We start from the raw sequence: 12,244 nt of genomic DNA, 5'->3' as shown, positions 1-12,244 counted from the left end.
TATGAGTAAGATTAGAAATAATCTGCCTCGGAAGCTCACGATTACAATGTGGGATTTCTCTTGGTATACGATGACGATGCCGGGTGAGCCGTATAACGACTTAAGTGCGCGTTTTAAAGAAGCGGTGGAACGGGGATACAACACGATTCGGATCTGCGCTATGCCGTTCATGCTGTTCACAAGTGAAGGGAAGCGTCCTGGTCCATTGAAATTCGGTAATCTAGGGAAAGTCGGTCAGCGCACGCGCTGGTACAATTGCCGCGGTGGAGCTGAGCTGGACGGTCATGCTCATCTGCTGGAGCTGTTCAAGCAGGCACAAGCTCATAACTGTTATATTATGTTATCCTCCTGGGAGTATCAACAGAGCCCTAGCTTTCTAGCCCATCCCGAGCTGCGGGATGAGCTGGCTGCGATACCGCCAGAGAAACGGTTCATGGCTATCGCTGCTTCGATGAATCAGTTAATTCAATTCGTTAAGAAGGAAGGCTATGGCAGCCAAATTGTCTATGCAGAGCTGCATAATGAGGTGGAGTTCGGACAACTGACAGCGATTGGAACCAGCCAAGGGATATCAGATACGAATACGCCGGAACTTGTCGAAGTGATGCAGCCATACATTGAAGAGGCCGTAGGTTATCTACGAGAATGTCATCCTGATCTATTGATAACCGCAAGCTATACGCTGAACGAAGCTTATCCAAAAAGCGATGTTGCGCGTAACCTTCAGGTCGCTCATTTTCATTTATACATTAAAGGCGTGCTGAACGAGCTGATGGACTTAGCCGGACTGAACGAGGACAAGTCGTTTCCGAATCCTTTTGTACAGTCATTGCTTAGAGAAGATGCTCCACCCATTGAAGAATGGACACTTCCGGTAGGACAGGAATGGCGGATGGATGGTAATCCGGTCGGAATGAAGCTTATTTATCTGCATGACTGGGCGGATCCAGACAAGTGGGACTTGTTCTTATATGAGCGCTATGCGGCACATAAACTCGCAATGCTGCAAAAAGTGGATCTTCGATTTGAGGAAGTTCATGACTGGGTACGGCGTAACCGTATTCCGGTTGTCATTGGAGAAGGATACGTTGGATATACCCCGCTGTACGCAGGGTTTGAAGAAGGGCCGGTTGGGAAGTTTATCGCCGAATATGCAATCCGCAAAGGAATGGAGCTTGGCTTCTGGGGAATGACACTATGCTCCAATTGCGCACCGCATCATCCGTTCTGGGACGACATCTCTTGGCAGCAGAAATGGAACCGGTTCATTATGGAATATAATGAAATCCGTTAGATTTCGTTAGATACTCTTGAACATCTTGAACGTCTTGGCAGGGATAAACTCTCTCTTTGGCGAATGTTTTTGGAAGCCGGAGGGGGTGACTTCATGAGTATTGACGGAATAGATGAGTTAAGCAATAGCAGGTTAAATGAAATTAAAGAAAATGTTCGGAATCTTGAAAATAATCGCTCTGTTTCTTTTGATGAAATGTTTAACTCTTATTTCATGACGAGATTCACAAATTTTGAGAGTATAGATGAATTCTTCAATAGAAGCGGATTTAATGCTGACACAGAGGAGGATTTCGAAGCTATTCATCGAGAAGAGCTGGATGCTTATGTATCGAAGCAAACGAAATTTGATAGCTGGGAAGAGATGGTTGGCAAAGCAACGGAGGAATATATTTTTAAGCTGTTAGGCTTCTGAAACGGATGTCAGATGACTAATTAACGGTTTCGGCACAACGTATAAACGTATAAGTAGACCTGTTCATACAGAATAGGTCTTTTTTTTATGGATTGTAATCTTTGATGCAGTGGGATAATATGTTAATTGTATATCTTAAAGATATATGATGTGTGAGGAGGGGCATATGAAAAGAGTCAATACTAGCTATTTTGCGATTCTCGGCTTACTTCGGATTAAACCTATGAGCGCCTATGAACTGGTCAAATTCTCGAAGGAAAGCATCGGCCTATTTTGGAACGAATCCTATGGACATATTCATAAGAGCATTAAGCAACTAGAGCTAGAGGGTTTAGTGTCGGTTGTGGAAGAAGCAGAGACAGGTAGGCGCAAAATCGTCTATGGTATAACGCAAGAGGGATGTGATCAACTTGATTCTTGGTTAACTCAACCTCCGATGGAGCCTGTGATGAGGAATGAATTACTGATGAAGCTCTTCGTCTCCGATGAACGGAATGTTCCCCAATTAGTCACTTTTCTGAAGGAAGAATTAGAGGCGAGTGAGCGATTAACAGCGATGCTTGCAGGAATCAAAGCGAGTGTTCCTGGAGCAGATCGTAAACAAGCCCAGCTCTGGTTATTGACTCTCGACTATGGTGAGCGATATCTGCAAATGACCATCGAATGGTGTCACCACGCACTTTCAATATTAAACGATCCACACAGGAGGCCTATAGATGAGTAAGAAACGTAGCAACTGGATGCCCATCCTGTTGATCACCATCGTGGTTGCCGCTTGTGCCCCTCTATTGCTAAGTTTCAGAAGTAGTCCGCTCCTCGCATTTGAGATATTCGATAGAGCTGTATACAATCTGGAGATTAGTTATCAAATTACTGTATTATCATTAGCTATTATCGTTATAGGTATTGTATACGGAATCGCGGGTAAAGAAGGTCTTACGTATTTAAATCTTAGAAGGCGAGATGGAATAATTCTGCCGGAACCATGGATAGGAATTAAGCCAAAAGAAACGGAGTCATGGAAAAACTTAGGTTTTAACTTCACGATTGTGATTACACTGGTAACCACTGTGGTCATTTACTTCCAACTGGGGTATGGGGAAAGCATAAGTTTAGAGCTATATCCTGGATTTATATTCATTCTTATCTTTTCGCTTATGAATGCCTTTTCTGAAGAAATCATCTTCCGGTTCTCATTTGTATCCATCGTTAGCAGATATGGCTTCTCACCGTATATAGCGCAGGGATTAGCAGCATTGACCTTTGGTATTGTTCATTATTTCGGAAATCCAGGGGGAATAGCGGGTGTATTAATGGCTGCTTTTATCGGATGGTTTTTGGCCAAATCGATGTTAGAAACGAAGGGATTCTTCTGGGCGTTAACGATTCATTTCTTACAGGATGTCGTGATTTTCACTGCTTTATTTATAAAATAATGACTGCAATACCGAAGATCTCAAAAGGTAATCATTCCATTGTAGCAGATGGTTCAATAGTTACAAAAAAGGTGCCAGCTTAGGGCAGGTATATATTATAAGCGTTGCTGCATTCAGACGAAACCTGCGAACAGATCTAATAGTACTATGCTCAACGGGTTTGTTTATAAATAAACAAGGACCTCTCACTAAGTTCGGTGAGGGTCCCTGTTTCTTGCCTTGATACATTAAAAGAAATGCCATTAAGTGATTGTAAGACCTGCGCTTGCATATCCCGCAATGGTTGTAGCCACATCAATTCCGGCCGTTACGGATGCTGAGAAAACCATAAGCAGTCGGTCATTGGAGGCAACCGGAATACTGAGCCCTGTAGTTAATCCGCTGGATATCGTGCCCAGTGCCAAGACGCCAGTCAGTGGTGGAGCGAGGGTTACCAGTGCACCCGGTACAGCCGTAAATGTGTTATCAGGTGTAGTAGAACGGAATAATTGAGCAGTTATGGTTACTGTAGATCCAACCAAGCTAAGTCCAGCTGTCGTACTGAAATAAGCGGCCAGTGAAGTAATGGTTCCTGCACGGGATGCCGAGAAAGCAAAGTTAAGTAAAGTTCCTGCAGCCCCGGTGAGATCAATAATTCCTCCGTTAACACTTATTCCAGTAGCACTGTTGCCAAAACCAACTAAACTTGAGGTGTTCAAAAGTCCACCCAATACCGTAGTCAACGCAACAGGAAGTCCTGATGCATAAGGAATGATGGCTCCAGAACCTGCAGCACCCGTGGCCCCGGTGACTCCTGCTAAGCCCGTGGCACCCGTGACACCTGTTGCGCCCGTAGCCCCGGTGACACCTGTTGCACCTGCTGAACCCGTGTCTCCGGTGGCACCCGTTGCACCTGCTGATCCAGTAGCCCCAGTGACACCCGTTGCACCTGCTGATCCAGTATCTCCAGTGGCACCCGTTGCACCTGCCGATCCAGTAGCCCCAGTGACACCTGTTGCACCTGCTGAACCTGTGTCTCCGGTGGCACCCGTTGCACCTGCTGATCCAGTAGCCCCAGTGACACCCGTTGCGCCTGCTGGTCCAGTATCTCCAGTAGCCCCAATGACACCCGTTGCACCTGGTGATCCAGTGTCTCCGGTGGCACCCGTTGCACCTGGTGATCCAGTATCTCCGGTGGCCCCTGTTGCACCTGGCGATCCAGTGTCTCCAGTAGCGCCCGTTGCACCAGGTGAACCCGTAGCGCCCGTGACACCCGTAGCACCTGGTAAGCCTGCCGCTCCCGTAGCTCCGGTTGCGCCGGTGGCCCCGGTGATGCTTGGGATTTCACCAAGCAATTCGGAAGAGACCAAACGATGCGCTGTTACCAAGGAACCTGTGCTGCTCTTACCCCATACGGATACTTGTATAGGATCATTCACCATCGCAGTTGTTGTAAAAGTAAACTCGAACGCATCAAAATTGGCAAAATAGTTGTTGGTTATTACTTGATTTGGTTCAATGTTAATTGACTCACTGACATACAAAGTCCTTATTCCACCATCCATGTAATACCCTTGTATTTGTACAGATGAGGCTGTCGAATCGCTGCGGTTATCGATGCTGATAGTAACTGACTGAGTCGGTCTTACACCGCTTACCGCATTATTTTCAATCGGTCCTGTTGATAAAAAGCTCATCGCTACATCTCCTTTTTTGAGGATTTATTCGCTAGATGTTCTTTATTGTCTTCTCGTGCGTCACCACACGATGTGTTTCAACCAATTGTCCGGACGCTTGTTTGCCCCACACTGAAATACCTACTTCTTCCACACCTTCTGCGTTTGTTTCAAAAACAAACTCATAAGCATCCAAATCTGCATAATAATTTCTGGTCACTACTTCATTAGGTGCAATACTGATGACTTCACTAATATACAGTGTTCTTGTTGTACTAAGCGCGTATCCCTGCACGGATACGGTTAGAGTGTCCATAGCAGCACGACTCACCAATCTAATTGTCACCTGTTGCGTCGGTCTAACTCCCGAAACGGGAATGTTTAGTATCGGCCCAGTTGATTGAATCGCCATTTTACCCATCCCACCTTTTATGATCTAATACTCGAGCAATATTTGGCATTGAGCCACAAGACAGTAGTATTCAAACACTAAACCAGCGGTGTGGACTCTAATACGGTGGCAAGTTAAAGCACTAACAAAAAACAATCCCCTTGTACACCATGGGCTGAAGCTAAACAAAAACCGGAAATGTTATGAGCAGCAGATTCCTTTTTTTCTTAAGCTAACATGCTGGTTTACTGAGATCGTTAGGTAGAATGTTGGTGACCCGAAAGCCGCATATTTGCTGCTTTTTCTTATTTTATGTATAACTTACTTGTAGCTTGATGTCTTATATATAGTATGTAAGCTTAAATTTTATGTAATCTTTAGATTCAGTTAAGACTTTATAAAGATCGCACAGATTATGGTCCTAATATATTACACCAAACCTACGAATTTTTTCGACAACTGATTTTTTTAGTGTGCATTTTTTGTAACAACAAAGAGCCGCATGTCGGCGGCTCTTTGTGTTTTCTCGAGTGAATGGATTATGAGGGAATGGCATGTGCCTTTGTTATAATTAATGGAAGAAGCTCGTTGATCGGGTTCAGGCACTTCAAGTCCACGTCCTTTATTCTTTGAGTGCACCAATTCATAACGCCGTGCGCAAAGTACTTCTGCAAGAATGGATATAGGACCAGGATTGGCAATGTAGATACAATAATCGTCGCATACTTTATTGTTATCCCGATATCTAGGCGGTCGCCTGTAGATGCTCCAGTCATCATACTATCTGTGCTGTTGGAGATAAGAATTTCTCTAAGCACTAGCTGAAGCGGGAATAATTCCCGATCACGTAAATAGATCAATGCACTGAAATATGAATTCCAATGTCCAACAGCGTACCATAAGATCATAACGGCAATGACGGGCAGGGATAGAGGGATAATAATTCTGATCATAATGACCCAATCATTTGCCCCGTCAATTCGTGCCGATTCCTCCAAGCTTGGCGGAATACCCTGATAGCGGACACGGAGCAATCGATTACAGCAAAATACAGGCCGTGCCTGTATTTAGTGATGAAAGAAATGGGCGTAGCTGCTCGTACGGTTTATTATCAGGGGAGATTCGTTTATGGGAAGAAGAACAGGGGAGTCGAACCACAGCACTTTTTAAGCTTATGGTAACAGTAACCAGTGATGATGGCTCCATAATTTCAGAAAAATGGGAATTGGCTAGCAATGCAGGCATGTTACGTTTTGATAATTTAAAGGTGGTGGAGAGCCCCAAGCTCTGGCATTTTGATCATCCTCATTTGTATAAGGTTAATCTTGCTTTGTACATGGATGATTCGCTTTCGGATGAGGAATCCATAGAGGTCGGCTTCCGAGAAATTCGATCAGATGGTCATACATTGCTACTCAACCGAGAGCCCGTCCGACTTATGGGGGTTGAATGGATGCCGGGATCTCATCCGGATCGAGGCATGGCTGAAACGCTTAGCGAGCTTCAGGAAATGCTCCGACATATGAAAGAAGCAAATTGCGTAATTACCCGTTTTCATTGGCAGCAAGATAACAAGTTACTAGAATGGTGTGACCGCAACGGTCTATTGGTACAGGAAGAGATTCCGCATTGGCAAACGCCGTATGATCCAGACGACGAATGGCTTCAGACGTCTATGCAGCATGCCCGTGAAATGATTAATCGACACTATCATCATCCATGTATTTATGCATGGGGACTGGGTAACGAGATAAATGGACAATCTCCCATCACAGTTCGTTATTTTGAAAAATTGAAGACGCTTGTCCGCGATTTGGATGACACCCGATTTATTAACTACGTTTCCAATACAGTACATGAAAATCCTTCTACTGACGCAGCCGGTGTAGGTGATGTTATTATGTGGAATGATTATATTGGGACTTGGCATGGGGATTTAGATAGACCGGCTGTAATCGAAACGATTACAGAAGCTTACAAGAATAAACCGATCATTGTTGCCGAATATGGACTATGTGAACCTGCTTATGCGGGAGGTGACGAACGACGTAAGGAAATTCTAATAGAGAACACGCTGGAATACCGGAAGCACTCTGGTATTGCTGCATTAATATTTTTTAGTCTGAATGATTATCGGACACAGATGGGTGAAGCCGGTGAAGGCATACTGCGACAGCGTGTACACGGTTCCATGTATTTGGATGGTACGCCTAAGCCATCATATGAAACCTTGCGTCAGTTGGCTTCACCGATCAATGTATCCATAAATTTAGAAAATAAAGAAGGAAGTATGGCAGTCGTTATAGATACTTCGAATGACATTCCGTCTTACAGAATATCCGGATATACAATTAAGCTTACTGATCCATTTGGTAACAGTTACAAGAAAGATATTCCGGCATTAGAACCTGGAGAGCATTGCGTGTTACATTTTTGGGATATACCTCCAATGGAAACGGAAGAATTCATTCTAGATGTTCAGAGACCGACCGGATTCTCGGTAACAAGCGGTCCATTGAACAAGTTTACAGGACATTTTACAGATCATCATTTAGTTCAGTAATACAGTCTCTTAACTATTTACTATGATCAACCTTTTGGGATGCTCCGATATTCGGTCGGCGAGCATCCCATTATTTTTTTGAACAATCTTGAGAAATAATAAGGGTCCTTTATACCGACAGCTCCGGCTATTTCCTTCACGCTTTTATCCGATAAAGATAACATTTGCCCAGCTCGCTGCATCTTGAGTCTGAGATAGAACTCAATGGGAGGCACGCCTGTTTCCTTGTTGAACAAGTATATCAAATGTTGTTTGGATAAGCCTAAATGATGTGCTAATTCTGGAAGCGTCAGAGATTCAGTCATCCGATCCGTCATGTATTGTACAGCCTGTTCTAAATAACGTTCACTTTTATTATCTTGAAGTGTATGCATTAAACTGAATCCTACATGACTAATTAAGTGCCGGATGCACTGGGACACATAAATCTGATTGTTCATGGCGTACGGTTTATCTGATAACATGTCATAGCATTGTTCAAAGTCATCGATCCACCTAGAATGCAAGTTTAATGTAAAAGGGAGAGGGCCCGCGTCTAAAGAGTAAGTTCGGATAAGAGATTCTGCGTCTGCCCCTGTAAGGTGCATCCAGTAAATGGTCCAAGGATTTTCATGAGATGCGCCATATCGATGCGGAATTTCCGCTGGAATAACGATAAGCTGTCTGGGCTGAATTTGAACGGATTTATGGATTTCCACCCAGCCTTCACCCTTGACACAATAGATGAGGATATGAGATTGAGATCCCTTGGGTCTTTGTCTGTAATGATATTTTGCCGCAGGGAAAAAGCCGATATCGCTTATATGGAAATGACTTGTTAATGCATTATTTTGTAATTCTTTGAGCATAAATTCGGGTTGTATAAAAATCTTTTCCTCTTCAAATCCATCTGACTTCAATTTCCGGTCCGTATCTATCATAAAGTATCCTCTTCTCTAAGCATATTGATTAATATTATCACATGTGGATACAATGAACCGACAGCCCCTGTTACTCAAGGAAGTGAATTTCAAGAATATACTCCATCAATGGAGACTGATATATCAAGTGAATTGAAATCCCAGTTTCCGGATAATGGATACAGTATTGAAATTGACACAGTCCAAGAAGAACTCTCAGTTCGAGCCCAAATTAACACAGATCACGGAGTTCTTTCCGTTGTTACAACAGGCACAGAAGAAGTCGGCCATATAACAACGCCGAGTGTTTTTGGAGCTGAAGGAGATGTTACCTTTAGAGGGAAGTACAATGTTGTGCTAAGTACCGACGGATCTGTACAAGTGATTAAAGAATTTAAAGATCTTATCTTTGTACAGAAATCCGATGGGCCAATCACGTTTGATGTAATTCCTTTTGAGAAGGCAGATGTATACTTACTAACTCCTGAGTACATGGCAACGAGAGGAACGAATTCATATGTATTTGGAATACCTTGGATTTAGATAATAAACAATTCATCTTAGAAACGGATACATAGCTATTTTAACAAACGCCGGACTAGACTAGCGTACGATGAAACTTTGGATTTAGCATATTGGGGATGATGCGAAAAGCCGGATAAAATTCTGGCAAAATATAAGTTTGCGAATGCTTCTGGACCATGGTTTATGAAGTTATCGAAGACTGACAATTGACAAAGGTTATTCCTATAGATATAATTACCAATAATTTCAAATCATTTAAATGTGCTGATTAGAATTAGTAGAAGCCATGAGACCTTTCAGAGAGCCGTTGGTTGCTGCGAAACGGCAGTGTCGATTGCTTTGAACTCGTCTATGAACAGTTTTCCTGACATGTAGGGGAAACCGGGTTTCCGCCGTTACAAGGATAGATGGTGATGGCCATCGAAGGAGTTCATTTCACCCCAGTGTAATGAAATTAGAGTGGTACCGCGGGTTCAACCTCGTCTCTATTGCAGAGACGGGGTTTTTTTGTTGGCGAAATTCCGGGTTTCGCCAACCCCGCTTGATATAGATATTCCATTAGATTAAGAGGAGGAGCTCAACTGATGAAGCGTAACATTATTGTATTAGACACCACTTTACGTGACGGGGAGCAAGTGCCAGGAGCCAAATTGAATATGCAGCAAAAGGTTGAATTTGCACAGCAGCTAAAGCGCCTGAAGGTCGATATTATCGAAGCCGGATTTCCGGCATCTTCCCAAGGGGATTTTCAAGCGGTGAGGGAAATTGCCCGTACGGTGGGAGATAGCGTGTCGGTCACGGCACTTGGCAGGGCAGTAAAAAGTGATATCGATGCCGTCTACGAGAGCATCCGCATCGCGCAGCAGCCGCTCATTCATATCGTGCTGGGATCCTCGAATATTCATGTGGAGAAGAAATTCAACCGCTCCAAGGAAGCCGTCCTGCAGATGGGCGTAGACGCGGTTCGTTATGCCAAAACCTTGCTGCCGCAGGTACAGTATTCAACCGAAGACGCATCGAGAGCGGACTATGAATATTTGTGGACGACGATCGAATCGGTCGTAAAGGCAGGTGCAACGATCATTAACGTGCCGGATACGGTCGGATATGCGGAACCGGATGAATTCGGCGAGTTGATCCGCAAGCTGAACGAGCGGCTTATGAATCTGAATCCTGAGGTCTTACTTAGTGTGCATTGCCATAATGACTTGGGATTAGCAACTGCCAATACACTAAGTGCAATCAAGAACGGCGCCGGCAAAATCGAATGCACGATCAACGGCTTGGGCGAACGGGCGGGCAATACATCGCTTGAAGAAGTTGTCATGGCACTCAAGGTTAGAGAAGCGCGTTACCAATGCGGCACGAACATCCAAACCACCGAGCTGCTGCGAACGTCGAGGCTGTTGACTTATTTGACGGGACTGGATGTCCAAGTAAACAAGGCTATCACCGGGGAGAATGCTTTCGCCCATTCCTCGGGTATTCATCAGGATGGCTTGCTGAAGGATAAACAGGTATATGAGATCATGTCGCCGGAAGAAGTGGGGGCAGATAGTATGGAGTTGATATTAACGGCTCGATCAGGCCGCCATGCATTCAAGCATGCGGTGCAGCAGCTGGGCTTCGATCCCGGTGAAGGCGAGGAGCTGGAGCAGCTGTTTCAGCGTTTTCTTGAATTGGCTGACGCCAAGAAGGAAGTATATGATCATGATCTGTTCTATTTGGTATCGGAGCATCGAGAGCAATCGGCAAGCAGCCGGCAGCTCTTTGAACTGCTATCGTTCCAAGTCGTAACAAATGATGAGTGTCCAACCGCAGCATTCACGCTGCGCAAAGGCGATTCGGTATTAAAGGGCAGCGCTGTCGGCGATGGTCCCATCGACGCTTTGTTTCGCGGGATAAAAGCACTGGCAGAGCTGGACGTCAGCTTGAAGCACTATAAGATCAACAGCATCTCTAGAGGCACCGAAGCGGTTGGAAGGGTCAACATTCAGCTTGAATATGGCGGCAAGACCTATGCCGGCCGCGCGATGGATACTGATATTATCAAAGCCAGCGCTCAGGCGTTCTTGAACGGCATAAACGCTGCGCTGCTGGATACGGTATACGCTCAAGAGGATTCCGCGAGCGGTGAGGTCATGTTATGAAAATATTTGTAGCTGGCGCTGCAGGTGTAATTGGACGGTTGCTTCTACCCAGATTAGTGCAGGCTGGACATGAAGTCATTGGAATGACCCATAGACCGGAGCGCAAGCCATTTATTCAAGCTGTTGGGGCGAAATCTGTCGTCGTTGATGCATATGAACGGGATGCTATTCTCTCTGTAATTGAGGAAGAACGTCCCGATGTCATCATTCATCAGCTTACTTCGCTTAGCAATTGGGATCTCGAGGAGAATACCAGGATACGAATAGAAGGGACTAGAAATTTGGTGGATGCAGCCAAGGCTGCAAATGTTAGCCGATTCATTGCACAGAGCATCTCTTGGGCTTATGAGCCAGGTGATCTTCCGGCATCGGAAGAGGTTCCCTTGGATGTTCAGGCACCTTTGCCGCGGAAATCAACTATTGATGGTATTGTTGCACTTGAAGAGGCCGTAGCTGAAGTGCAGAACCACGTAATTCTCCGGTATGGAATGCTCTATGGACCTGGAACCTGGTACGACAAAAAGGGAGTTATGGCAGAAAAAGTGCTGCAAAGGCAGGTCCCTGCAACCGACGGAATTACTTCCTTCCTGCATGTGGAGGATGCGGCAAATGCAGCTATGCTGGCATTAGAATGGCCTAGCGGCCCGGTAAATATCGTGGATAATGAGCCTGCTGCTGGAATACAGTGGCTGCCTGTTTATGCTGATGCTCTGCAAGCCCCCTCCCCGGAATATCAAGCGAAAATCGACATGGGCGCGCGCGGGGCATCGAATACCAAAGCGAAAAATGAATATGGCTGGGTTCCTAAATACCCGACATGGAGATCCGGATTTGCACAGAGCTTAAGATCACGATCGTATTAAAATCGTGCTAGCGGGGGAAACGACTTCTTTTTCTTTTTGGTAACGGATTGAAAT

At 44.9% G+C, this 12,244-nt stretch carries 11 protein-coding genes, 1 pseudogene and 1 other annotated feature; of the genes and pseudogenes, 8 read left to right on the top strand and 4 right to left on the bottom strand.

Annotated features, from left to right (window positions below):
* The first annotated feature begins 1 nt into the window (after position 1).
* The 4 genes from ACFSVM_RS10690 to ACFSVM_RS10675 all read left to right on the top strand — a co-directional run bounded on the left by ACFSVM_RS10690 (position 2) and on the right by ACFSVM_RS10675 (position 3,144).
* Complete coding sequence (locus ACFSVM_RS10690) at positions 2–1,294, top strand: cellulase-like family protein (RefSeq protein WP_379262011.1); 1,293 nt, start codon at positions 2–4, stop codon at positions 1,292–1,294.
* A 93-nt stretch (positions 1,295–1,387) separates the two neighbouring features.
* The gene (locus ACFSVM_RS10685; protein WP_379262009.1) at positions 1,388–1,708 is read left to right on the top strand and encodes a hypothetical protein; all 321 of its coding nucleotides are present in this window, start codon (positions 1,388–1,390) and stop codon (positions 1,706–1,708) included.
* A gap of 166 nt (positions 1,709–1,874) precedes the next feature.
* On the top strand, positions 1,875–2,432 hold the full coding sequence (locus tag ACFSVM_RS10680) for a PadR family transcriptional regulator (RefSeq protein ID WP_379262007.1): 558 nt from the start codon (positions 1,875–1,877) through the stop codon (positions 2,430–2,432).
* Complete coding sequence (locus ACFSVM_RS10675; RefSeq protein ID WP_379262005.1) at positions 2,425–3,144, top strand: CPBP family intramembrane glutamic endopeptidase; 720 nt, start codon at positions 2,425–2,427, stop codon at positions 3,142–3,144. Before ACFSVM_RS10680 ends, ACFSVM_RS10675 begins: the two co-directional genes overlap by 8 nt.
* A gap of 242 nt (positions 3,145–3,386) precedes the next feature.
* On the opposite strand, the gene ACFSVM_RS10670 is transcribed toward ACFSVM_RS10675, so the two are convergent.
* The 3 genes and pseudogenes from ACFSVM_RS10670 to ACFSVM_RS10660 form a co-directional block, all read right to left on the bottom strand.
* Entirely contained in the window at positions 3,387–4,820 is a 1,434-nt protein-coding gene (locus ACFSVM_RS10670; protein ID WP_379262003.1) for an exosporium glycoprotein BclB-related protein, read from the bottom strand.
* 31 nt (positions 4,821–4,851) lie between these two features.
* Positions 4,852–5,130, bottom strand: a complete 279-nt coding sequence (locus tag ACFSVM_RS10665) for a hypothetical protein (RefSeq protein WP_256702912.1) — start codon at positions 5,128–5,130, stop codon at positions 4,852–4,854.
* Between the two features lie 682 nt (positions 5,131–5,812).
* A pseudogene (locus ACFSVM_RS10660) lies at positions 5,813–6,200 on the bottom strand (carbohydrate ABC transporter permease); the annotation flags it as partial.
* On the opposite strand from ACFSVM_RS10660, the gene ACFSVM_RS10655 reads away from it, so the two are divergent.
* Positions 6,173–7,753: a glycoside hydrolase family 2 TIM barrel-domain containing protein gene (locus ACFSVM_RS10655; protein ID WP_379262001.1), complete on the top strand. Its 1,581-nt coding sequence runs from the start codon at positions 6,173–6,175 to the stop codon at positions 7,751–7,753. The pseudogene ACFSVM_RS10660 and the gene ACFSVM_RS10655 overlap by 28 nt on opposite strands.
* Before the next feature lie 26 nt (positions 7,754–7,779).
* On the opposite strand, the gene ACFSVM_RS10650 is transcribed toward ACFSVM_RS10655, so the two are convergent.
* Positions 7,780–8,673: an AraC family transcriptional regulator gene (locus tag ACFSVM_RS10650; protein ID WP_379261999.1), complete on the bottom strand. Its 894-nt coding sequence runs from the start codon at positions 8,671–8,673 to the stop codon at positions 7,780–7,782.
* A 108-nt stretch (positions 8,674–8,781) separates the two neighbouring features.
* Between ACFSVM_RS10650 and ACFSVM_RS10645 the strand changes: the two genes are divergently transcribed.
* The 3 genes from ACFSVM_RS10645 to ACFSVM_RS10635 all read left to right on the top strand — a co-directional run bounded on the left by ACFSVM_RS10645 (position 8,782) and on the right by ACFSVM_RS10635 (position 12,190).
* Positions 8,782–9,195 carry a hypothetical protein gene (locus ACFSVM_RS10645; RefSeq protein ID WP_379261997.1) on the top strand — a complete coding sequence of 138 codons (414 nt, stop codon included), beginning with the start codon at positions 8,782–8,784 and terminating at the stop codon, positions 9,193–9,195.
* A gap of 237 nt (positions 9,196–9,432) precedes the next feature.
* Positions 9,433–9,667, top strand: a binding site (T-box leader).
* Between the two features lie 94 nt (positions 9,668–9,761).
* On the top strand, positions 9,762–11,327 hold the full coding sequence (locus ACFSVM_RS10640) for a 2-isopropylmalate synthase (RefSeq protein ID WP_379261995.1): 1,566 nt from the start codon (positions 9,762–9,764) through the stop codon (positions 11,325–11,327).
* The gene (locus tag ACFSVM_RS10635; protein ID WP_379261993.1) at positions 11,324–12,190 is read left to right on the top strand and encodes an NAD-dependent epimerase/dehydratase family protein; all 867 of its coding nucleotides are present in this window, start codon (positions 11,324–11,326) and stop codon (positions 12,188–12,190) included. Before ACFSVM_RS10640 ends, ACFSVM_RS10635 begins: the two co-directional genes overlap by 4 nt.
* Positions 12,191–12,244: the final 54 nt, after the last annotated feature.

This window comes from Paenibacillus shunpengii, assembly GCF_042684905.1.
Taxonomy (GTDB): Bacteria; Bacillota; Bacilli; order Paenibacillales; family Paenibacillaceae; genus Paenibacillus; species Paenibacillus shunpengii.
This window is presented reverse-complemented; position numbering and strand designations above follow the sequence as displayed.